This is a genomic window from Streptomyces sp. NPDC007205, assembly GCF_040634095.1.
In the GTDB taxonomy this organism is placed as follows: domain Bacteria; phylum Actinomycetota; class Actinomycetes; order Streptomycetales; family Streptomycetaceae; genus Streptomyces.
On sequence record NZ_JBEYEW010000007.1, the window covers coordinates 278,685 to 298,412 of the forward strand.

At 67.3% G+C, this 19,728-nt stretch carries 29 protein-coding genes; 22 read left to right on the forward strand and 7 right to left on the reverse strand.

Annotated features, from left to right (window positions below):
• Positions 1-49 precede the first annotated feature (49 nt).
• A complete protein-coding gene (locus tag ABZ624_RS15365; protein ID WP_360087615.1) occupies positions 50-553 on the forward strand; it encodes a flavoprotein in 504 nt (167 codons plus the stop codon).
• Positions 554-769: 216 nt separating this feature from the next.
• Here ABZ624_RS15365 and ABZ624_RS15370 read toward each other — a convergent pair whose 3' ends face one another.
• A complete protein-coding gene (locus ABZ624_RS15370; protein WP_360087618.1) occupies positions 770-1,165 on the reverse strand; it encodes a winged helix-turn-helix domain-containing protein in 396 nt (131 codons plus the stop codon).
• Positions 1,166-1,567: 402 nt separating this feature from the next.
• Between ABZ624_RS15370 and ABZ624_RS15375 the strand changes: the two genes are divergently transcribed.
• From ABZ624_RS15375 to ABZ624_RS15460, 18 genes are all read left to right on the forward strand, one after another.
• Complete coding sequence (locus tag ABZ624_RS15375) at positions 1,568-1,948, forward strand: RNase adapter RapZ (RefSeq protein WP_360087621.1); 381 nt, start codon at positions 1,568-1,570, stop codon at positions 1,946-1,948.
• 161 nt (positions 1,949-2,109) lie between these two features.
• Positions 2,110-2,403 (forward strand): hypothetical protein, encoded by a 294-nt coding sequence (locus ABZ624_RS15380; RefSeq protein WP_360087624.1) that lies wholly within the window; start codon positions 2,110-2,112, stop codon positions 2,401-2,403.
• Complete coding sequence (locus tag ABZ624_RS15385) at positions 2,400-2,723, forward strand: hypothetical protein (protein WP_360087627.1); 324 nt, start codon at positions 2,400-2,402, stop codon at positions 2,721-2,723. The genes ABZ624_RS15380 and ABZ624_RS15385 overlap by 4 nt, the downstream gene beginning before the upstream one ends.
• Positions 2,724-2,817: 94 nt before the next feature.
• On the forward strand, positions 2,818-3,135 hold the full coding sequence (locus ABZ624_RS15390) for a hypothetical protein (RefSeq protein WP_360087630.1): 318 nt from the start codon (positions 2,818-2,820) through the stop codon (positions 3,133-3,135).
• Between the two features lie 89 nt (positions 3,136-3,224).
• Positions 3,225-4,160 (forward strand): DUF2637 domain-containing protein, encoded by a 936-nt coding sequence (locus ABZ624_RS15395; RefSeq protein ID WP_360087842.1) that lies wholly within the window; start codon positions 3,225-3,227, stop codon positions 4,158-4,160.
• The gene (locus ABZ624_RS15400; protein ID WP_360087633.1) at positions 4,157-4,807 is read left to right on the forward strand and encodes a GGDEF domain-containing protein; all 651 of its coding nucleotides are present in this window, start codon (positions 4,157-4,159) and stop codon (positions 4,805-4,807) included. The genes ABZ624_RS15395 and ABZ624_RS15400 overlap by 4 nt, the downstream gene beginning before the upstream one ends.
• A complete protein-coding gene (locus ABZ624_RS15405; RefSeq protein WP_360087636.1) occupies positions 4,804-5,145 on the forward strand; it encodes a hypothetical protein in 342 nt (113 codons plus the stop codon). The genes ABZ624_RS15400 and ABZ624_RS15405 overlap by 4 nt, the downstream gene beginning before the upstream one ends.
• A gap of 75 nt (positions 5,146-5,220) precedes the next feature.
• A complete protein-coding gene (locus ABZ624_RS15410; RefSeq protein ID WP_360087639.1) occupies positions 5,221-7,452 on the forward strand; it encodes a cell division protein FtsK in 2,232 nt (743 codons plus the stop codon).
• Between the two features lie 141 nt (positions 7,453-7,593).
• Positions 7,594-7,866: a hypothetical protein gene (locus ABZ624_RS15415; protein WP_360087642.1), complete on the forward strand. Its 273-nt coding sequence runs from the start codon at positions 7,594-7,596 to the stop codon at positions 7,864-7,866.
• Positions 7,863-8,057 (forward strand): hypothetical protein, encoded by a 195-nt coding sequence (locus ABZ624_RS15420; protein ID WP_360087645.1) that lies wholly within the window; start codon positions 7,863-7,865, stop codon positions 8,055-8,057. The genes ABZ624_RS15415 and ABZ624_RS15420 overlap by 4 nt, the downstream gene beginning before the upstream one ends.
• Positions 8,058-8,070: 13 nt before the next feature.
• On the forward strand, positions 8,071-8,667 hold the full coding sequence (locus ABZ624_RS15425) for a hypothetical protein (RefSeq protein ID WP_360087648.1): 597 nt from the start codon (positions 8,071-8,073) through the stop codon (positions 8,665-8,667).
• Positions 8,664-8,786: a hypothetical protein gene (locus tag ABZ624_RS15430; protein WP_360087651.1), complete on the forward strand. Its 123-nt coding sequence runs from the start codon at positions 8,664-8,666 to the stop codon at positions 8,784-8,786. Before ABZ624_RS15425 ends, ABZ624_RS15430 begins: the two co-directional genes overlap by 4 nt.
• Positions 8,787-8,791: 5 nt before the next feature.
• Entirely contained in the window at positions 8,792-9,277 is a 486-nt protein-coding gene (locus ABZ624_RS15435) for a single-stranded DNA-binding protein (protein WP_360087654.1), read from the forward strand.
• Between the two features lie 85 nt (positions 9,278-9,362).
• Positions 9,363-10,265, forward strand: coding sequence for a bifunctional DNA primase/polymerase (locus tag ABZ624_RS15440; RefSeq protein WP_360087657.1), 903 nt, complete (start codon positions 9,363-9,365; stop codon positions 10,263-10,265).
• Positions 10,262-11,419, forward strand: a complete 1,158-nt coding sequence (locus ABZ624_RS15445) for an AAA family ATPase (protein WP_360087660.1) — start codon at positions 10,262-10,264, stop codon at positions 11,417-11,419. The genes ABZ624_RS15440 and ABZ624_RS15445 overlap by 4 nt, the downstream gene beginning before the upstream one ends.
• The gene (locus ABZ624_RS15450) at positions 11,416-11,610 is read left to right on the forward strand and encodes a helix-turn-helix domain-containing protein (RefSeq protein ID WP_360087663.1); all 195 of its coding nucleotides are present in this window, start codon (positions 11,416-11,418) and stop codon (positions 11,608-11,610) included. Before ABZ624_RS15445 ends, ABZ624_RS15450 begins: the two co-directional genes overlap by 4 nt.
• Positions 11,607-13,067: a tyrosine-type recombinase/integrase gene (locus ABZ624_RS15455; RefSeq protein WP_360087666.1), complete on the forward strand. Its 1,461-nt coding sequence runs from the start codon at positions 11,607-11,609 to the stop codon at positions 13,065-13,067. Before ABZ624_RS15450 ends, ABZ624_RS15455 begins: the two co-directional genes overlap by 4 nt.
• 271 nt (positions 13,068-13,338) lie before the next feature.
• On the forward strand, positions 13,339-13,692 hold the full coding sequence (locus tag ABZ624_RS15460) for an endonuclease VII domain-containing protein (RefSeq protein ID WP_360087669.1): 354 nt from the start codon (positions 13,339-13,341) through the stop codon (positions 13,690-13,692).
• Between the two features lie 21 nt (positions 13,693-13,713).
• On the opposite strand, the gene ABZ624_RS15465 is transcribed toward ABZ624_RS15460, so the two are convergent.
• Entirely contained in the window at positions 13,714-13,944 is a 231-nt protein-coding gene (locus ABZ624_RS15465; protein WP_360087672.1) for a YozE family protein, read from the reverse strand.
• 495 nt (positions 13,945-14,439) lie between these two features.
• On the opposite strand from ABZ624_RS15465, the gene ABZ624_RS15470 reads away from it, so the two are divergent.
• Entirely contained in the window at positions 14,440-15,042 is a 603-nt protein-coding gene (locus tag ABZ624_RS15470; RefSeq protein WP_360087675.1) for a hypothetical protein, read from the forward strand.
• Between the two features lie 453 nt (positions 15,043-15,495).
• Here ABZ624_RS15470 and ABZ624_RS15475 read toward each other — a convergent pair whose 3' ends face one another.
• The 3 genes from ABZ624_RS15475 to ABZ624_RS15485 all read right to left on the reverse strand — a co-directional run bounded on the left by ABZ624_RS15475 (position 15,496) and on the right by ABZ624_RS15485 (position 16,933).
• A complete protein-coding gene (locus ABZ624_RS15475) occupies positions 15,496-15,909 on the reverse strand; it encodes a hypothetical protein (protein WP_360087678.1) in 414 nt (137 codons plus the stop codon).
• A 131-nt stretch (positions 15,910-16,040) separates the two neighbouring features.
• On the reverse strand, positions 16,041-16,316 hold the full coding sequence (locus ABZ624_RS15480) for a hypothetical protein (RefSeq protein WP_360087681.1): 276 nt from the start codon (positions 16,314-16,316) through the stop codon (positions 16,041-16,043).
• The gene (locus tag ABZ624_RS15485; protein ID WP_360087684.1) at positions 16,316-16,933 is read right to left on the reverse strand and encodes a hypothetical protein; all 618 of its coding nucleotides are present in this window, start codon (positions 16,931-16,933) and stop codon (positions 16,316-16,318) included. The genes ABZ624_RS15480 and ABZ624_RS15485 overlap by 1 nt, the downstream gene beginning before the upstream one ends.
• A gap of 425 nt (positions 16,934-17,358) precedes the next feature.
• On the opposite strand from ABZ624_RS15485, the gene ABZ624_RS15490 reads away from it, so the two are divergent.
• Entirely contained in the window at positions 17,359-17,805 is a 447-nt protein-coding gene (locus ABZ624_RS15490) for a winged helix-turn-helix domain-containing protein (RefSeq protein WP_360087687.1), read from the forward strand.
• 11 nt (positions 17,806-17,816) lie between these two features.
• Positions 17,817-18,386 carry an HD domain-containing protein gene (locus ABZ624_RS15495; RefSeq protein WP_360087690.1) on the forward strand — a complete coding sequence of 190 codons (570 nt, stop codon included), beginning with the start codon at positions 17,817-17,819 and terminating at the stop codon, positions 18,384-18,386.
• Here ABZ624_RS15495 and ABZ624_RS15500 read toward each other — a convergent pair.
• Both ABZ624_RS15500 and ABZ624_RS15505 read right to left on the reverse strand, forming a co-directional pair.
• Positions 18,374-18,847 carry an NUDIX domain-containing protein gene (locus tag ABZ624_RS15500; protein ID WP_360087693.1) on the reverse strand — a complete coding sequence of 158 codons (474 nt, stop codon included), beginning with the start codon at positions 18,845-18,847 and terminating at the stop codon, positions 18,374-18,376. The genes ABZ624_RS15495 and ABZ624_RS15500 overlap by 13 nt on opposite strands.
• Positions 18,847-19,614 carry a helix-turn-helix transcriptional regulator gene (locus tag ABZ624_RS15505; RefSeq protein ID WP_360087696.1) on the reverse strand — a complete coding sequence of 256 codons (768 nt, stop codon included), beginning with the start codon at positions 19,612-19,614 and terminating at the stop codon, positions 18,847-18,849. The genes ABZ624_RS15500 and ABZ624_RS15505 overlap by 1 nt, the downstream gene beginning before the upstream one ends.
• Between the last annotated feature and the right edge of the window lie 114 nt (positions 19,615-19,728).

Genomic DNA, 19,728 nt, shown 5'->3' on the forward strand with positions numbered 1-19,728 from the left:
CAAACGTGGGGTGCTTGGGGTCGTCGGGTCGGCGGCCGGGGGCGTAGAGGTGCTTCGTACCGGTCTCGTTGAGCCTGCGATGGATCGCGGATGGCGCGTAACCGTCACACTCACTCCGACCGCAGGTCAGTGGCTGCGGATGAGCGGCGAGGTTGAGCGGCTGGAGAAGCTCACCGGCCTGTCTGTACGTGACGAACCGCGTCTCCCCGCCGAGGCTAGCCCGCATCCGCCGGTTGACTGCTATGTGGTTGCTCCCGCGTCGGCCAACATGGTCGCCAAGCTTGCCACTGGCGTAATGGACAACCAGGCGCTGACGCAGGTTGGCGAGGCTATCGGCACCCTTGGTCTCCCCGTCGTTGTCTTCCCGCGGGTGAACGCGGCACATGCTCGCCATCCCGCGTGGCAAGGCCACATCGACGCCCTGCGAGCCGGGGGAGTGCGCCTCGTCTACGGCCCGGACGTGTGGCCGCTGTACGAGCCCAGGGAAGCGCCGGCGGGGCGTGAAATCCCTTGGGCGGCAGTGCTCGACACCATCGATGAGGCCACCCGGTGACGAGTCGTCAACCTGCCTGAGCTGCAACGAAAGAGGACCCGGACAGTCTGTCCGGGTCCTCTTCTGTTTCCGGCCACATGCTCATTGGCATGTCAGGGATCCAGGAGCGAAGCGGCGAGTTGGGAGGTCTCACTCCTGCAGAACTCGCTGAGATCGAAGCGAGTTTGAGCGAGGTGCGTGCCACGGTCGAGCGACTGCTAAGGCGCGCGGACGAACTCACTGCGCGGGTGGAGTCTCGTTGCCAACGAGCTGCTCAAGACGGTCAAGGCGCTCACCGAGCAGGCGAAGAGATTCGTGAATCGAGCTGAGTTCTGTAGCCAGGGCAGTGAACGCGGGACTGCTCCCCGGCTCAGTGCCGAGTGGCACGGAAGGGTCGCGAACGAACGTCCCGCGGCCCTGCTGGGAGAGAACCAGCCCCTCGTCACGGAGCTGGTTGTACGCACTCTGCACGGTCAGGAGCTGTACGCCGAGTTCCTTGGCGAGCTTGCGGGCCGCGGGGAGCTGGTCTCCCGGTTCGTATTCGCGGTTCGGGCCTGTGATCTTCGCGCGGAAGTCCGCGGCGATGTCCTTGGCCGATTGCGCCTGCTTGGGCGCTTCTGAGCTCTGCTCCATGGGTTCGAGAGTAGCCGGGACCTAAGTCAATCTCTGCTTCCCCTCCTGGATCCCCTTGACAGTCAGATTGACGTAAGTCAATCTGAAACCGCGCCCGGCGGGCCCCGCCCCGCAAGGGCGGGAGCTCCTCAAGTAGGGGTTACCGCGCTCGCCGGAAGCGCTCGCTTCCTTGACAACTGAATGGGGATCACGCCGCCTCTCCTCGGCCAAGTAGGCGGCCACGCGGGCTCCGTCCCGCGTGAGGTACAGCGCAACCCAGCCCCTCGCAGCGCTCAGGCGCTGCGGCCCCGGCCAGCCGTGAGGCAGCGGATCGAATCCGCTCCGGGGCGCTCGGGGCGGCCGCCTCTCACCACGTCACGACCGCGGCCGTCCCTCCCACCCCTTCGATTCCTGGGAGCCCTCATGGCTGTTGTCGAGATCGTCTCGTTCGGCTACCTGCACGACGCGCCGCCGGCCGCGCACCTGACCATCGACCTGCGCCACCACTTCCGCGACCCGCACGTGTCGCCGGAGCTGCGGTACATGACCGCCGACGACCAGCCGGTCCGCGCCGCGGTGCTGGGCACGCCGGGTGTCGCGGCCCTCGTACTGGCGACCGCCTCCGCGGTCGACGCACTCGCGTCCGGACCGTCCGCCGGGGCCATCGCGGTCGCCGATGGATGCGCGGGCGGCCGGCATCGCGCCCCGGTCTTCGCTCGCGCCCTTGCCGAACTGCTGAGCGACGCCGGCCACGACGTGACAGTCCACCACCGCGACCTGGACAAGCCCGTCGTCCTCCGCTGAGCCGTACGACAGCCCCGACGGTCGCAAGACCGGGTTCGACTCCCGGTCGGGGCACCACCCCGCCGCCGACGCGGCTTGGGGCCCATCCCGGACGGTCGCCTCTCACCACCAGGCCACGACCGCCCGGCCCTCTCTGTCCCTTCGACACCAGGAGCGCTGTCATGCGTGCCTACATCGGCGGTCATCAGGCCGTCTCCGTCAACGACTTCATCGAACTGGCCCTGGGCACCCCGGCTGAGCTGTGGCTCGGGGTGGAGGGCGAGACCGGCGAGGAGCGCGCGGCCCGTCTGGACGCCGCGCGCGACATCCTCGCCGACAACCCCAGCCTTCCGGACGACGTGAGCCGGGTCGTCGCCGAGGTGATCGAGGCGCACGCCCCGGAGCTGTTCAACGTCGTCCCGCTGACCCGCCCGGCCGGGCGCCGGCAACCCTCCCGGAAGGGAGCGGCGGCATGAACGAGCCGCTGACACTGGACGGGCTGGCCGCGCCCCTGCGCGTGCTGCGGCTGCTGGCAACTGACTTCGGGCACCTGCCCGCCCCGGACGTCGACCTGTCCCGGATCTACCCCGAGCGGCTGACCCTGCGGTTCCACGAGGGCCTGCACGCGTTCGAGGCATGGCGGGAGGCCCTGGCCGTGCCGCCGGAGAAGGTGACGCACCGGGTGCAGGGCGACGGCACGACGCGCGTGCTGAAGGCGACGACCGACTACGCGGGTGCAGAGCTGCACCTGCATGGCTACACCGACGTACCCACTACGGACGGGGGTGCGGCGTGATCACGCAGTTGACCGAGGACGAGCGCAAGACCCTGTCGCAGAAGGTCAAGGACGCCAACAAGCGCTCCGAGCAGGGCCGGGGCGGTGATCAGCGATGAGCAAGCCGAACACCCGCCGCCTAGACCGTGAGATCGAGCAGGCGAACCGCAAACTCGAAGCGGCCCGCGAGCGTGAGCTGTGGCCCCTCACCGGAGCCGAGAAGCGGGCGATCCTCTCGGCCGCTGCCGGTGGCGCGATCAAGATCGTCCGGGGCAAGGCCCCGACACGCGCCGAGCGGAACCTCGAAAGTGCCTGGAGCGGCGCCGAGAGGCGGCTCAGCGCGGAGGTCACCGCGTTGGAGAAGGAGCGGGACCGGATCATCGCCGACGCCGCCAAGGACAAGGCAGGCAAGAAGTCCTCGGGGTGGTGGTGAGTGTGAGCCACACCGCCGAGACGCTGCCGCAGGACGGCAGCACGACCGTGTCGCGCCCGAATTCGGTGCCGCCGCTGACCCGCCCTGAGATGGGGCTGGCCGGGGTGGGGGCGCTGGCCGCCGCTGTGGTGGGGGCACTGGGTCTGTACTCCTCCTTCGACGCGGTGTCCCTGGCCGCCGCCCGGTGGGGGTTCAGTAACCCGCACACCCTGCCGATCGCGATCGATGTCGCCATCCCGGTGTTCACCCTGGCCAACCTGCTGCTGATCCGGCTGGACATGGCCTTGGCCTGGGTGCGGTTCGTGCCCTGGGTGCTCACGCTGGTCACGTGCGGGCTAAACATCGCGGCCGGCCACTCGCTGTGGGCGAAGGTCGCGCACGGCACGATGCCGCTGCTGTGGGTGGTCTTCTCCGAGATCGGCGCGCACGTCTACGCCGTCCGCATCGGAGCCGTCACCGGACGGCGCATGGAGAAGATCCGCGTCTCTCGCTGGCTGCTCGCCCCGGCGTCCACGTTCCTGCTGTGGCGACGTATGACGCTGTGGGAGGTCACCTCCTACACCGACGCGCTCGCTCTGGAGAAGGAACGGCTGCTGGCCCGCGCGGACCTGCGCGAGCGCTACGGCCGCACCTGGCGCCGCCACACCCCGCGCCGCGAACGCGTCCTGCTCCGCCTGGGCGAACTGGCCCCGGCCGCCGTCGACATGACCCCGCAGACGGTTCCGGAGCCGGAACAGGCCCCGGAGGAACCCAAGACCGAAGCGTCCAAGCTGCCGTCCAAGCGCCAGATCCGGCGCAAGACCAAGACGGCGCCGCGCACGCCGGCCGATCTGTTCGCCGAGGCGCGCACGGTCACGGCCGACTGGCCGGACACCGAGATCAACGCTGAAGCACTGCGCAAGGCCCTGCACTGCGGCTCCGTCCCGGCCCGGCAGGTGCGTGACGCCCTGCTCGTCGAGCGGGCCGACGACCGCGCCCTGCACCCCGTGGACGCGCCCGAGCGCGCTGAGGAGGTGGCCGCGTGAACACCCTGGCCACGGTCCTGCTGTCCGCCCTGCCCATCGCCGTCGGGTGGGCGGTCCACGTGTGGTGGCTGCGCGGCTGCCTGAATACCGCCCGGCGTGACCCGCTCACCGGGTTAGTCACCCGCGACGGCTTCACCCGCCGCGCCGGGGTCCTGGTCAAGGACCCGCGTGCGGTCGTGGTGCTGGCGGACGTCGACAAGTTCAAGCACATCAACGACACCTACGGGCACGCGGCCGGAGACGCCCTGTTGAAGGCGACCGCTGACCGGCTCGCCCGCCACGTCGGCCGTACTGGGGTCGCGGGGCGGCTCGGGGGCGATGAGTTCGCCGCCGTCCTGCTCGATCACCACGGCACCGCCGCTGATCTGCTCGGCGTGCTGCATGGTGTGCTCGCCCGGCCGGTCGACGGCGAGGGCTCGGCTGTCCGCACCACGGTCTCACTCGGCTGGGTGCGGGGCGCGGACTTCCCCGGCGACGACCTGTCCGGGCTGCTGCGGCGGGCGGATGAGGCGATGTACGTGGCCAAGCAGGCTCGTACCGGTACCCGCCGCGCCGGGCTCGGCCGGCTGCTCGCCACCGTCACCGGACGACGCGCCAGCCGGACCGGCGCCCGCACGGACGCCCCGGTCGTGGGGGTGACGGTATGAGCGGCGTGAGGTCACGCCCCATCGTCGGCGCCGCGCTCTTCCGCACGGTGATGGAGGCGGCCGGCTACCGCTGCCAGTGCAGCGGCGAGTGTGGCAACCCCCACGCCAAAGGCGACGGCCGGCGCCAGCACGAGCACGACCACTACACCAGCAAGCACGGGCGCCGGGTGCGGCTGACGGCCGCACCTGTCGACCCGCTCGCCACCGACGTCACCGCCGCCCGCCTCCCGGCGAGCGAACTGCGCGCCTGGTGCCCCGACTGCCACACCGCCGCCCGGCTCGCCAAGAAGCGGCTGCCCGTGGCGCCTGAAGACCAGTGCGGCCTGTTCGACCTGTAGCAGACAGGGCCCGGTCACGACCGACCAAGACAGCGGCCGGGCCCCGTCACCCCTCCCAGAGAGAAGGAACTCTCAGTGAAGCACCCCGACGACGACAACGAACTCTTCAACCGGTTGGAAGCCGAGATGACCGCCGACTCCGGCGGTGAGGTAGTCGACCTCGACAAGGCACGTTCGGCCCGCACCGAGTCGACCGACCCGACCACCCGACCCGACGCCGACCGGTCGCCCGACCCGGAGGCCGGTCGGTCGGGTGCCGAGTCGGTCGACCCGACCGTCCGTGTGATGGTCGACCAGTCGACCCTGACCGCCACCGGTCCGGGCTACCTCGGTCGGCTCGCGGGTGCCCGGCGCCGGTCGGTCGTCCCGGTGTGGATGCGCTCGGTGGCGGAGCTGCGGACCGCTACGGCGTGGGTGGCTCGCCACTACGCGCACGCTGCCGGATACCACGCGCTGCGGGCCCCTGTCTACGCCGCCCGCCTCACTCTCCAGGCGCCGACCGGCACCGCGCGGTTCATCGGCGGCACGATGCGGTGGGTTGCCGACCGCGAGGGCGAGCCGGTCCGACTTGCCGCGGTCCGCCGCGAGGACGCCGCCGAGTACCTGAAGCTGTCGCGGCAGCGCGACGGACGGGTCCGGCTGCGGACCCTGGTCGCCGTGCTCGCAATGTTCATCGGGCTCGGGTCGGCGCTCGCCATCTACGTACTCGCCCCCGACTGGCTTCAAGCCCTGTCGGTGAGCGCGGTCGTGATGGCGCTCGGCTACGCCGGCCGCAAGGCGGACGCCCCGGTCATCCACAAGGCTGTGGAACTGCCGGACGCGCCCAAGCTCACCAGTGACATCGTGCTGCGGGCGCTCGGGGCTCTGGGCATCCCGGCCATCAACCAGGCGCAGGTCAAGGGCCGGGACGGCTTCGCCTTCACCGCCCCCATCACCCGGGACGGCCCTGGCTGGCGCGCGGAGGGCGACCTCCCGTACGGCGTGACCGTCACCGACGTCATGGACCGCCGTGAACGGCTCGCTTCGGGTCTGCGCCGCCCGCTGGGCTGCGTGTGGCCGGAGGCAGTCCCCGACGAGCACACCGGGCGCCTGGTGCTGTGGGTCGGTGATCAGGACATGTCCAAGACCGCAGCGCCGGTGTGGCCGTTGGCCAAGTCGGGTGCGGTGGACCTGTTCAAGCCCGCCGCGTTCGCCACCGACCAGCGCGGACGCTGGGTCGAGGCCACGCTCATGTACATCGCGGGCGTGATCGGCGCGATCCCGCGCATGGGCAAGACGTTCCTGCTGCGCCTGCTCATGCTGATCGCCGCCTTGGACCCGCGCGCCGAGCTGCACACCTACGACATGAAGGGCACCGGCGACCTGGACCCGGTCGGCGACGCCGTCTCCTACCGCCACCGCGCCGGCGAGGACGAGGAAGACTTCGAATACGCCCTCGCCGACATGCGCGAGGTCCGCGGCGAGCTGCGCCGCCGCGCCAAGGTGATCCGCTCCCTGCCCCGGGACATCTGCCCCGAATCGAAGGTCACCAGCGACCTGGCGAACATGCCCTCACTCGGGCTGCACCCGATCGTGATCGGAGTGGATGAGTGCCAGAAGTGGTTCGAACACCCCAAGTACGGGGCGGAGTTCGAGGAGATCTGCACCGACCTGGTCAAACGCGGCCCGGCCACCGGGATCGTGCTGCTGCTGGCCACGCAGCGCCCGGACGCCAAGTCGCTGCCCACCGGCATCTCCGCGAACGCGTCGGCCCGCTGGTGCCTGAAGGTCATGGGCCAGCTGGAGAACGACATGGTGCTCGGCACGTCCAGCTACAAGCGCGGCGTGCGGGCCACCATGTTCAGCTGGGCCGACAAGGGCATCTGCTACTTCGTCGGCGAGGGCGCGGACGCCCGCATCGTCCGCTCCGTGTTCGTGGACGCGGTGGCCGCGGAAACCATCGCCCTGCGAGCCCGCAGCGCGCGTGAGACGGCGGGCACGCTCGCCGGATACGCCCTCGGACATGAGCCGGAGGCCAGCGAGTCGGCCGGATACGACCTGCTCGCCGACATCCTCGCCGTCGTCCCGTCCGAGGAGCCCAAAGTGTGGTCCGAGACCGTCGTGGCCCGGCTCGGCGAGCTGCGGCCCGACGTCTACGCCGGGTGGGAGCCCGAACAGCTCGCCTACATGCTCAAGCCGCACGGCGTGCCCACCTTGCAGGTGTGGGGCAAGACGGAGTCCGGCAAGGGCGCCAACCGGCGCGGCATCGAGCGGGCCCGCATCACCGCCGTGATTGCGGAGCGTGACGATAACCGGGACGCGGGCTGACCGTTCCGCAGTGCTAGGTCTAGCGGGGTGCACCGCTAGACCTAGCACCGCACCTATCGCCCCATCCGCACTCTGATCAGGTCACTAGTAGCTAGCGGCCGACCTGCGGAAACCCCTGAAAACCGCCTGGAAGGGCCCCTGATGACCCCCATCCTCCTTGCTATCACCTGCCTGCTCATAGTCACGCTCTGTTATGGCGGGCTGTGTGCGGCCTCGCCGTTCGGCAACTGCCGCAAGTGCCGCGGCATGGGCCACCAGCTCAAGACCGACCGCAAGGGACGGCTCAAGCGCGGCAAGGACTGCCGCCGCTGCCACGCCACCGGCAAGCGAATACGCGTCGGCCGCTGGCTCTACAACCGGTGGGCCCGCATCTACCGCGCGGGCACCGACACCCGCCCGGAGGTGTCGCGGTGACCCTCACCATCTCGGCCGTGCTGCTGTTCGGCCTCGCCTCGTTCTTCGCCATCAAGACCAGGTCGACCGGCGCGGGAGCTGCGGTGCTGCTGTTCCTGTTCGGGTTTTTCACCGCCGGGACCGGCGCCTACGGCCCGATTCACGACCTGGTGGCGTCCTTCGCCCGGTTCCTGTCCCAGCTCGGCCACTGACCGGAGGCATCCCGTGAACGAACCCATCGTCATGCGGCACTGGCTCACCACCGCCGCGCCCAAGGCAGCGCCCGCCGTCGCCACCACGACCGTGCTCGCGCTCGCCCGGATCTGGAACGCCAACGGCGCCGAACACTCCGTCGGCAACGCCGCCCTCATAGCGGCCCTCGCCGCCGGAGCCGCGGCCGGAGGCGCCTCCCTGGCGCGCGCCGGTGAGCCCGTGCTCGCCGCCACCGGCTACGCCGTCTCCGGAAGCCTCGCCCTGGCGGGCGTCGCCGGTTACTCCGACGGTCTGTCCCTGCCGCTGCTGCTGTGGGCGCTGGCCACCGTGCTCGCCTACTGCCTTACCGCCCGCCACTGGCGCCAGGACCGCCGCGACGCCCTCAACCACGAGCGGCACGTGAGCGAGCGGCGCGAGGAACGCGCCCACATCGAGCGCGTCGAGACGATCCGCACCACCGCTCAGATCGAGGTGGCCCGCGCCGGCGGCGCCTACGCCGAACAGCTCGCCGCCGCCCTGGTCCACCGCGCCGCGCTGCCCGGCTTCGACCTCACCGCCCTGGAGTCCGCCGGACTGCCCGAACTCCCCACCTCACGGGAGAACCGGTGACGTTCGAGATCCGCGTCATCTGCACCCCAGACGACGCCGATCGCATCAGCAGCGCTCTGGCGACTGCGTTCGAGACCGGCGCCGCTCGCCAGTACCCCACCCACACTGAAAGCGAGTGATCCACATGTCCGTGGGAGAGACCCCGCTCACCGTTGTCGGCAACCTCACCGACGACCCCGAACTCCGCTACACCCCCAGCGGCGTGGCCATGGTCAAGTTCTCCGTCGCCTCCACCCCGCGCAGCTACGACAAGACCTCCAGCCAGTGGCAGGACGGCACCGCGATGTTCCTGCGCTGCACCGTATGGCGCGAGTTGGCCAACCACGTCGCCGAAAGCCTGACCAAGGGCACGCGAGTGGTCGTCACCGGCCGTCTGCGTCAGCACAACTGGCAGACCCCGGAGGGCGAGAACCGCTCCATGCTCGCCCTGGAGGTGGACGACATCGGCCCGTCGCTGCGCTTCGCCACGGCCAAGGTCAACCGCGTCCAGCGCAACGGCACCGCGCCGCGCCCGGCCGCCGACGCGTGGAACACCCCCGCCCCCGCCGGATCCGCGCCGACCACGGGCGGATGGGGCACGCCTTCCACCGGCGACGAACCGCCCTTCTAGATACGCCCGGGGCGGGCGCCTCTCACCACAAGACCACGCCCGCCCCGGCTCTCTTGCCCTTCGACAGAACAGGAGAACCTCCAGCATGCCTGAACTGGACGGCCCTGCCCAGCTCGCCTCAGCGCTTGACGCCGCGTCGCGCGGCTGGCACGTCTTCCCCCTCATCCCCGACGACAAGCGCCCCGCCGTCCGCGACTGGGAGAACCGCGCCACCACCGACCGCGAGCGCATCACCCGATGCTGGACCCACGCCCCCTACAACGTCGGCATCGCCACCGGCCCCTCACGGCTGGTTGTCGTGGACCTCGACACCCCCAAAACCCCCGACGACACCCCGCCGGCCGCATGGGCACTGCCCGGCGTGACCGATGGTGCGGACGTGCTTGCGGCACTGTGCGAGCGCCACGGCCAGCCCTTCCCCTGCGACACCCACACCGTGCGCACCGGCCGCGGCGGTCTGCACCTGTACTTCACCGCCCCCACCGACGGCGAGCCCCTGCGCAACACCGCAGGCGACAAAGGCAACGGGCTCGGCTGGAAGGTCGACACCCGCGCCGCAGGCGGCTACGTCGTCGCCGCGGGCAGCACCGCGGCCGGACGCCCCTACACCACCCTTCACGACGCCCCCGTGGCACCGCTGCCCGGCTGGCTCGTCACACTGCTGCGTCCGGCGCCCCTGCCGCCGCAGCGACCCGTCACGGTCCCGCTGACCACCCGCGACCGACGCGGCAAGTTCCTCAACGCCGCACTCAACGGCGAGTTGACCCGCGTCACCGGCTCCGGCGAGCACGAGCACAACAACGCGCTCTACCACGCCTCCGTGGCCCTCGGACAGCTGGTCGCCGGGGGAGAGCTGGACGCGCACGAGGTGATCGAGAAGCTCACCGAGGCAGCGCTCAGCGTCGGCCAGGGTGAGCGTGAGGCACGCCGCACCATCGCTTCCGGCCTGCGCGCCGGAGCCAACCGCCCCCGGCAGGTCGCGGCATGACCAGCAACGCCATCCCCCCGCTGCACCTGTACTCCGTGCCCACCGACCCGCAGACAGCCCCCGAGACACCGCCGAAGCGGGAACGGCCCCGCACGGCGTGGACCGCGGATCAGCTCATGGCCGCGGACTTCCCGGAGCCGAAGTGGGCCGTGCCCGGCATCCTCGCCGAGGGCGTCACCCTGCTCGCCGGACCACCCAAGGTGGGCAAGTCCTGGCTCTCCCTCGGACTCGGTCTGTCCGTCGGGTCCGGAGGCAAGGCGTTCGACTCCGTGCCCGTCCAGGGCGGGCCCGTGCTCTACCTCGCCCTGGAAGACACCCCGCGCCGTCTCCAGACCCGCATGGGCAAGCTACTCGGAGGCCAGCCAGCGCCCGCCGGGCTGACCCTGGTCACCGAATGCCCGCCCTTCCCCCAGGGCGGCACCGAGGCCATCGCCCAGTGGCTGGAGCGTAACCCCGACGCGCGCATGGTCGTCATCGACGTGTTCGCCAAGATGCGCGGTCAGGCCCCGGCCGGCGTGTCCGCGTATGACGCGGACTATGTCGCCGTCGGTTACGCCAAGCGGCTCGCCGACCACTACGGCGTGGCCGTGATCCTGGTCCACCACGTTCGCAAGGCAGGCTCCGAGGACTTCCTCACCGAGGTCTCCGGCACCAACGGCATCGCCGGAGCCGCAGACGCCACCCTCGTACTGAAGCGGGCACGTGGACAGGCAGACGGCATCCTGCACGTCACCGGCCGCGACGTGGACGAAGCCGAGTACGCCCTCAGCTTCCAACCCGCCTCCGGTGCCTGGCACTTGTTGGACGGACCGGTGTCCGACCACACCGTCGGAGACACCCGTGCCACGATCCTGCGCTACGTCCGCGCTCACCCCGGCGTCAAGCCGAAGGACATGGCGGGCGAGCTGCCGAATGTCGACCTGGACACGATCCGGCGCACCTGCAACCGCATGGCCGATGCCGGACAGCTCACCAAGGACCCTGGCGGCCGGTACTACCCGGACACCGAGACCCGGACAGAGGGCACGCAAGAGGTGTCCGCACTGTCCGGCTGTCCGGTTACACCGTCTGACCAGCACGAACACCCCGGACAGCCGGAATTGGAGCTGTCCGGCCTGTCCGGTGCGGACGAAGCCGAGGGGGAGAGGGAATGAGCGCCCGTACGCGGGACGAAAAGTTGACCGTCCAAGAGGTCATCGCCGATCTGAAGGTCGCTCCGTCGACCTTCTACCGGTGGCGCCAACTCGGCAAAGGACCCCGCGCAATCAAACTCCCCAACGGCGACGTACGGATCCGGCGGTCGGAGTACGAACGTTGGCTTACAGAGCGGGAGGACGCTGCGTGAGCACGGATGACAACGCTCCTGTTCTACGACCGCACGGGGAGGCCAAGCCGGGGTACTCCCTCGATATCCGACTGTGGAAAGTCACGAAGGTCAATCGGAAAGCACGCCCGTACCAACTGCGATGGGTCGTAGGCGGGAAGGTGAGCAGTGCGACGTTCGCCACGTCGGCACTCGCCGAAAACCGAAGCTCGGAATTGCGGCAAGCAATGCGCCGGGGCGAGGCTTTCGAGATTGCAAGCGGACAGCCTGAGTCCGAAGTCCGCGCGGCAGCGGAAGCGGCGAAATCCTCAGAAGAAGAACCGCCGGTACGGTGGTTCGAGTTCTGCCGCAAATACGTCGCCAGGCGGTGGCGTACGAGCGCAGCCAAGACCCGAGAGGGCATGGCGGACAGTCTTGCAGCCGTGACGCTCGCCATGGTCAATCGCGGGGATGGCGCTCCCTCGGATGAACAATTGCGGTTGGCCTTCCGATGGGGGATCGTGCCGGCGAATGCAGGCGAGGATCCGCCGGCCGACCTCAAAGCCGCGTACGACTGGCTCACGACGACGAATCGTCCGGTGGCCGATGTGGCAGACGCTGCGGTATTCGAGGACGTGCTCTATCGCCTCGGGTACAAGCTGGACGGCACCCCGGCCGCGGGCGACACATACAGGCGCCGCCGGCGAGCCCTGAACACCGCCCTTGAACACGCGGTGGTCGCGGGCGACCTCTCGGAGAACCCGCTTCAGCGCGCCCGACGTAAGCACGTCGGCTCCAATGACGTGGTGGACCGGCGCGTCCTCGTGAACGCCCTACAGGCCCGTCAGTTGCTCGCAGCAGTGTCCTACGTCGGATCGTGGGATCGGTGCCGTGGGAGGCGTCTGGTGGCCTTCTACGCGGTCCTGTACTACGCGGGCCTCCGTCCGGCAGAGGCGGTCGGACTGAGGCGGTCTGACTGCCACCTCCCGGATACAGGATGGGGCACGCTGACGCTCCGGGAGACGCGTCCCGTCTCAGGGAAGCAGTGGACCGATTCCGGGGAGCGTCACGACCGTCGCGGGCTGAAAGCGAGGGAGGCCAAGAGTGACCGACCAGTCCCCATCCCGCCCGTCCTGGTGGCGATTCTGCGGGCTCACCTGGACGCGTTCGGCACGGCCAAGGAAGGCCGCGTGTTCGGCAACGAGCGTGGGGGCGTGGTCGGCTCATCCACCTATTGGCGGGTGTGGGAGGAAGCGCGGGTGTATGCGCTCCCCCCTGAGCGCGTCGACTCGCCTTTGGCCGGCCGCCCGTACGACCTGCGCCACGCCTGCATCACGCGATGGCTGAACGCGGGAGTACCGATCGCCGAGGTAGCTCGGCGAGTCGGCAACTCACCCGAGGTGATCCACCGCCGCTACCACGGCTGCATCGACGGCCACGAGGAAGCGGCCAACGTAAAGATCACAAAGGCGCTGCAAGAAGACGGCGACACGGCCTAGTTGGCCGGACATCCCTACTATTCCGGTCATGAGACAGTGCGTCGACTGCGAGAAGCCCGCCAGACCGAGGGTCGGGCAGCGCGGTCCCCACCCGAAGCGGTGCCAGGAGTGCCACGACTGGTACCACGCTGAGCGGCTTGAGAACGTCAAGGATCGCGTGAAGAACGCCCCCTGGAGGCCGCGACCCTGCTGTATCTGCAACGAGCAGATCCCCCGAACCCGTAGCAAGCGGGCCACCACGTGCTCCGATGAATGTCAGAAGGCACGGATCGTGAAATACCACCGTGGCTACTACGAGAACAACGCTGAACAGTGGCGTACGTCTGACCTCGGCCGTAAGTACGGCTTGACCTTGCAGGAGTACGACCGCCTCGTGGACGCGGCGGACGGCCGGTGCGCCATATGTCGGCAGGAGCCAGCGCCGGGCAAGCGGCTGGTCGTTGACCACGATCACGGCACGGGCGTCGTGCGCGGCCTGCTCTGCCAGAATTGCAACGTCATGATCGGGATGGCTCAGGACAACCCGTCAACCCTGGCAAGAGCCATTGCGTACCTGCACGCCGGGGCACGGGAGACCGACCCCGGTGACCCGCAAAAGCACGCTACGGCGCGACCAGGCGCCTAGCCGTGAAGGGGCGGGCCGCCGTCATTTGTCTTCAGCGGCTTTGTACTGCTCGTACTGAGTCCAGGCACGTTCGAGTGTCTCTACGGCGGCCGAAATGGCGCCGCGCTCTTCGAGGTAGGTGCGCTGACCCGGCAGGCCCTTGCGTGAGGGCCAGTCGGGATCGCGCGAGACGTCCCGGGCGAGATCACCAATGGCGTTGTCTTGATCGGCGTGGGTCTTCAACCAGGCAGTGAAGCTCTTCGGCGTGGGCATGTCCGCATCCTTCCGCCGTCGCGCGGCGTCCACACATGGGTGTGTCGGAGGTGTGTCGCGTGTATCGCAGATAGTGCGCGAACACTGAGAGACAACGAGAGAGGGCGGGAGTCAGTGAGACTGACTCCCGCCCTCATCTGTCGGCATCCGCCCTGGTCAGATCGCACTTTCAAGTTTCTGACCGGCGAGTGCCCCCGGCAGGATTCGAACCTGCGCACACGGCTCCGGAGAGCACGCTCACGACGTGCTTGATCATGGCTCTGACCTGCAAGAATGCAGCGCGAATGACGTGATCTTGTGCCGCTCACACGTCCCTCACACGCAGGGCCGCTTCTGGTGGTGCCGACCGAGGGCGGCTGCATGCACTGCTGTAACACCCCGGGGTGTTACAGCAGCTGTCGGCGCGCTCAGGGGGGAGGCGGGTGGTCTGATGGGCCTCTGTGAGTGCTACCGCCCCGGCCCCCTTTCACGTCACGCCCTGGCACAATCCTGGGCGTGAACGATGGGTGGGCGGCAGTCGTCGCTGCGGCGATCGGGTTGGTGGGCGCCGCCTTGGGCGCGGTGGGTGGATACGTCAGCGGAAGGGCGCAGGCTCGAAGCACCGTTCAGGGCGTACAGCTACAACTGTCCGGGCAGCGGGCGGATGCTCTATGGCAGGCGGAGCTGGACGCCTGTGCTCTGTTTGTGGATGCCTGCAATCGGGCGCTGTACAAATTGGGTCAGGTTGTCGCTGTCAGCGTGCTCGAAGCTGATCAAGCAGAACAACTGTCTGTCTTCGGTATCGGATCACGTGACGAGCTTTTGAGGGAACTGCGGGGCATTCAAGACGAGTGTGCCTTGAGAGAGGTCGCACTGCGTCTCCGAATGCCATCGGCTATGGCTGTCAGTGCAAGAGGCGTCGGCCATGCCCTAACGACGGCCACGGACGGCGTGTATCGGTGGAGCGCTGCGCGCGCAATCAATGCCGAGAACGAGCAGGACCGGAACAGAGACGCTCAGGCAAAAGTGGCGAATTATAGGCAGCTCTTGAACCAGTTTACAATCGATGCGCAAGAGCGCTATTCAAAGCCGCACCCAGCGCTGGACGTAGCGCTATAGAACTCCCGCTTCGGGGCAGGATGCATCGTCGAGGGGTGTCACCCGCGCCGCTCCCCGTGCTCGGCGTTGTGGCCGGCCACCCTGGGGTGTCGCAGGCCTGCACTCAGGCCGGACAGGTGGGACAGTGGCCAAGCTTGTTGTCCCACCTATTAGTGCAGGGCAGATCTCTAACTGGGCAGTCGGACACGTGGGACGCTCCTTACGGCGCCCTACGTCGGCCAAGGATCGCCGAGGGAAGTTGGAAGCAGTGAGCCGCTGCCAAGCGGGTTGCCTCCTTGCAGGTAGCGTATGGGTTCGACCTGTTCTGGGGGTTTGCTTCCGTTTCTGATTGACGCCCGCATTAGGGCGATATTGAGCAGTGCGGCGAGTTCCGGTGCGGTTTTGGCGGAAGAAGTCGTTGTGTGGCGCCTGCATCGGGCCTCGACTGAAGACGGGTTTCCGCCGCTTTGGTCCTCATTTCACAATAGACAAGGATTTCAGAAGTGCGACGACAGGTGTAGCTAGTTCCACACCTTTCCCCAAGGCGGTAGCAAGCCCTTCGGCGAATTTTCGCACACGAGAAAAGAAAGTGGCTTGATCGGCCTCCTCCTCGGCCAGCCGAACGGCTTCGGACGAGAGCTCCTCTCTTTCGCCGGGGGGCATATCGGCGTCAGCCAGGGCATCCGGAATCTCACGCAGTAGTGATCGAATGTTCGTCTCGACTCGACTTACAACGTCTACCTGCTGTTTGACTGAAGTCACCATTTCTGTGGCGTTGTTCACGACCACGCCCGCCGGCCCCAAGGCATTGCAGACGCTTCCATAAAGATTTCGCAACTCAAGTTGTAGTTCTTCGATTCGCGCAAGGTGTTTTTGCTCACGAGCCATCTGTCGGCGAAGCCTTGTGACCCACGCGGAGCCAGAGTTGAGGAACCGCTCCTGCATTACGCTCGCAGATGGATGCCTGCTCCGAAGGCACACTCTGCTGGCGGCTTGATAGTGGCCCTGAATTGACTTAATTAGCTCTGACGCGGAATCCCATTTCCTTGCTCTAGCTGGATGTTGGCGTTTGCGATCCCTTCCTGTGCGAGAGCTTCGAACGATGATGCGCGAAGGAAGTTGGCAATAACAGGCATTGTCTTCTGGGCGTGATCTGCGGCCTGAAGATATGAAGTGCTGGCCGCACGCGCAGTCTCGACAGCGCTGACGTAATCTCCTACGCTAATTTGCTGTTCGTGCTGCATCTGATAGCTATGAGCCTCGTTCACGTGCCGCAAATAGACGGATAGAGCCATCAGATCGACGTCAGCCTCACTCTCTTCCGGCTGACCAGAATAGTTTCCGAGAAATCTTGGGCAGTGGCGGCTGCCCTATCGAAGGCGGCCCTTGCGCCGGCGTAGTCCATCGCTCCGCGCCGGATCATGCCAGAAATGTTCTCTATGGTCACCCTGAGTTGAAAATGAAGGACTGAGGAAGAATGCTCTTCAATCGCCGCAACGGTGCTTGCCTGGTCGAGCCGTCGTAATGCATCGACGCCTCTGCCGTGTGCGTAGTCTTTAAGTGCCTCCCATACGGCTTGCATGTGTTCGCGCAAATTATCCATGCGGATTGCGTAATCGCGAAGGTCGCTCATTTCGGACGCCATGGGATGCAGCGGATCGGCAGCGCAACGGTCCAGTAGGTCCAGATAGTTCCGTCGCACTCGCTTGGCTTCGGTCAGATTCTCCAGCACTGCATCTATATTGAGTTGAAACATTGCCTCGGCAGCGGCAGTTAGTAAATTACCTTCCATGTCGTCTACGGCGGAATCGTAATCATGGTCAAACTCTGCCGGAGATTCCACTGCGTCGATTTTTGCGATCAAGAGGTAATTAGAATTACCGGCGCTGCGGAACTCGATTTCATTGTTCAAGAGTGACCTCCAAGGCTTATTTTTTTGATGGTACTGTAACGCTGCGAGGGGCTCATGGCGTTCGGAAAAATTGGTGTTCGTCAGGACATGCGATCACCCTGGTGGAACGGTTCTGGCCGCTGGTCTGCCGGGTCAGGGGCGGAGGGCGAGCTCGCGCACGGCGAGCGGAGAGGGCCGCCTTAATGGCGTAGAGAAATCCGAAAACCGGACATTTCGTCCGTTTCGAGCTGCAACCCTCCAGGTATTGCAGCGCTGTACCAAGTCGGACAGCTGGGACACTGGCGACTCCCGCTGTCCCGCCTATTTGTGCAGGTCAGTGCTCTAACCGGACAGTCGGACAGCTGGGACACAATCTGTCCGGCGCTGCTATGCGCACCTCGTGGCACTCTTGGCAGCGGGCAGTGGAGGCAGCGAGAGGAGCCGGAGTGTCGGAGGCCAGTCCGCGCGGAACCTACCTGGTCATCTCAGAGAAGCTACGAGAGCGGATCGGGGCAGACGAGAACGCTGAGGTACTGCCGTCGGAGGCTGACCTGATGCGTGAGCATGGTGTCGGTCGGAACACGGTCCGGCGGGCTCTCAAGGTTCTCGAAGCTGAGGGCGTCCTGGAGTCCGCTCCCGGGATCGGGTGGCGCATCGTGCGGGGTAGCGATCGCCGGTCTCTCGCGGAACGGATGGCGGACCTGATTGCCGAGGAATCGCTGTCGGTGGGTGATCCGTACCCGTCTGAGTCGCAGCTCTGCGACCGCTTCGGCGCCTCCCGTACGGCCGTACGCCGCGTTCTGGCGCAGATGGAGGGGAACGGCCTGTTGGCTACTGTCCACGGTAAGGGGCGCACGGTCCGCGCTCTCCCGGCTCCCACTGCCCGGCCGTAGTCTTGACCGCCATGGGACTCACTGAGTGGGCGTACTCGCTCTCCGAATCGCTGCTGTCCGATCCGCTCCCGCGTCGGTGGGCGCACTCCCTCGGGGTCGCCAAGCGGGCCCGCTCCCTGAGCCCGATCTTGGGCGACGACGCCGAACTCTTGGAAGCCGCTGCCGTGCTGCACGACATTGGGTACTCGCCGGCCATCGCCGTCACGGGCTTTCACCCGCTGGACGGCGCGCGGTTCCTACGGGACCAGGAGGGGGCTGACGAGCGGGTCGTTCGTCTGGTAGCCCACCACTCATGCGCGCTTCTGGAAGCCGAGGAACGCGGACTGAGGCGGGACCTAGAGAGCGAGTTCGAGCTAGAGCGTCCGGATCTCGTTGACGCTCTGCTCTTCTGCGACATGACGACGACACCGGACGGATCGCAGACCACGCCAACCGAACGGCTGGACGAGATCGTGCGGCGATACGGCCCGGATACGATCGTCGGGCGGTTCATTCAGCGCGCGGCCCCTGAGATCCACGCGGCTGCGGATCGTGTTGGAGAGCGCTTGACGCAAGCTTCGGTCGGCGATCAGCCGATGTAGGGCTCACGCCGCGACTCGTCGAGGCCGTGCCGGATGCGCAGCATCATCGACGGGTGGATGTCCAGTCCATCGAGGTCCGTTGGGATGACCCAACGGACCTCCTTCGATTCGCTGCTAGTGCGCAGGGAACCGCCGACAGGGTGGGCTCGGAAGCAGATTGAGAACTGTTGCCGGACCTCTCCGTCGTCGTACGCGAGCACGTGCTCAGGGTCCGTGTAGAGCCCGACGATGTTGTCTACCTCGACCTGAATGCCGGTTTCCTCCAAGACCTCACGGACGACTGTGTCGGCGATGTGTTCGCCGATGTCGTGGCCGCCGCCCGGCAGTGCCCATAGGTCGTTGTCGGTCTTGTGTATGAGCAGAAGTCGTCCCGCATCGTCCCGAACGATAGCCGTGACCGAGGGCACCACTGAGTTGGCCTTCGGGGCGTTGGGGTCGCGGAAGTAGTCGATACGGCTCATCAGTTCGTGCCTTCCCAGTCGGCCGGCGAGGAGATGGGCCGGGCCGATTCCCAGACCCGTTCCACGCTCTCAGCGTAGGCGTCGAAGAGTTCGCCACCGGGAACGCGTCGAAGGTGCAGCACGGGGGCCATGTAGGCGCCGACGCCGTAGATGTGGCCGTTGGCCAGCATCTCGTCATCAGCTCGGTAGATCGAGTTGTAGAGCGTGGTGTTGTGCAGCCGGAACTCAACACCAGGAAGGCCGAAGAGCGGGCCGTAGTTGACAAGGCCGTTGCGGATCTTCGCTGCCATCGCCGGGCCGATTCCCTCGTCGTCCCCGCGTACAGCCACGGCCTGCGATGTCGGCTCGCCCATGAGGAAGCGGATGGACACCCCCTCGGCTGACTTCTCCTTCACGATGCGGTGGAACGTTGCGTCTTCGGTCAGCCAGAAGCCGGAGTACACCAGCACGTCGAACTGGCGCCTCGCCTTGGAGTAGAGGTCTGTCCAAAGGGTCTGCATCACCACGGAGCGGTGGGGGTAGAGCCTGACCAACTCCGCGTTGCCGGAGGCCGTGACCTCGGCTGACGTTCGTTCGTCGGGCCACAGGTACGACACCTCGCACTTCAACAACGAGGCTGTCGCGTACTGGAAGCGTCGGTACGGCTTGCGATCGGGTTCGTTGATCCAACGTTCGACCGTCTTGGCCGCGACTCCTAGCCGCTGGGCGACCTCGTCGAGTGTCAGGCCCAAGTCCACTATGGCCCCGCGCAGTCGCTCGTTCGCCACACCAACCTCCGTGCAATTGGGACGACTTGGTTCGACTTCACGCTAGCGAAGGACGACCCGAGCCGTACAGCTGCGAAGTCGAGCGTCGCCGCTTCCGCCGCCAGTCTGTAGGTA

What these genes read in the sequence shown, in the direction of transcription:
- ABZ624_RS15405 (WP_360087636.1), top strand. Translation starts at nt 4,804, where the DNA reads ATGAGCGGCGTGAGGTCACGCCCCATCGTCGGCGCCGCGCTCTTCCGC.
- ABZ624_RS15370 (WP_360087618.1), bottom strand. Translation starts at nt 1,165, where the DNA reads ATGGAGCAGAGCTCAGAAGCGCCCAAGCAGGCGCAATCGGCCAAGGAC.
- ABZ624_RS15465 (WP_360087672.1), bottom strand. Translation starts at nt 13,944, where the DNA reads ATGCCCACGCCGAAGAGCTTCACTGCCTGGTTGAAGACCCACGCCGAT.
- ABZ624_RS15445 (WP_360087660.1), top strand. Translation starts at nt 10,262, where the DNA reads ATGACCAGCAACGCCATCCCCCCGCTGCACCTGTACTCCGTGCCCACC.
- ABZ624_RS15375 (WP_360087621.1), top strand. Translation starts at nt 1,568, where the DNA reads ATGGCTGTTGTCGAGATCGTCTCGTTCGGCTACCTGCACGACGCGCCG.
- ABZ624_RS15495 (WP_360087690.1), top strand. Translation starts at nt 17,817, where the DNA reads ATGGGACTCACTGAGTGGGCGTACTCGCTCTCCGAATCGCTGCTGTCC.
- ABZ624_RS15435 (WP_360087654.1), top strand. Translation starts at nt 8,792, where the DNA reads ATGTCCGTGGGAGAGACCCCGCTCACCGTTGTCGGCAACCTCACCGAC.
- ABZ624_RS15475 (WP_360087678.1), bottom strand. Translation starts at nt 15,909, where the DNA reads ATGGCTCGTGAGCAAAAACACCTTGCGCGAATCGAAGAACTACAACTT.
- ABZ624_RS15500 (WP_360087693.1), bottom strand. Translation starts at nt 18,847, where the DNA reads ATGAGCCGTATCGACTACTTCCGCGACCCCAACGCCCCGAAGGCCAAC.
- ABZ624_RS15390 (WP_360087630.1), top strand. Translation starts at nt 2,818, where the DNA reads ATGAGCAAGCCGAACACCCGCCGCCTAGACCGTGAGATCGAGCAGGCG.
- ABZ624_RS15480 (WP_360087681.1), bottom strand. Translation starts at nt 16,316, where the DNA reads ATGGCTCTATCCGTCTATTTGCGGCACGTGAACGAGGCTCATAGCTAT.
- ABZ624_RS15380 (WP_360087624.1), top strand. Translation starts at nt 2,110, where the DNA reads ATGCGTGCCTACATCGGCGGTCATCAGGCCGTCTCCGTCAACGACTTC.
- ABZ624_RS15385 (WP_360087627.1), top strand. Translation starts at nt 2,400, where the DNA reads ATGAACGAGCCGCTGACACTGGACGGGCTGGCCGCGCCCCTGCGCGTG.
- ABZ624_RS15415 (WP_360087642.1), top strand. Translation starts at nt 7,594, where the DNA reads ATGACCCCCATCCTCCTTGCTATCACCTGCCTGCTCATAGTCACGCTC.
- ABZ624_RS15440 (WP_360087657.1), top strand. Translation starts at nt 9,363, where the DNA reads ATGCCTGAACTGGACGGCCCTGCCCAGCTCGCCTCAGCGCTTGACGCC.
- ABZ624_RS15395 (WP_360087842.1), top strand. Translation starts at nt 3,225, where the DNA reads ATGGGGCTGGCCGGGGTGGGGGCGCTGGCCGCCGCTGTGGTGGGGGCA.
- ABZ624_RS15450 (WP_360087663.1), top strand. Translation starts at nt 11,416, where the DNA reads ATGAGCGCCCGTACGCGGGACGAAAAGTTGACCGTCCAAGAGGTCATC.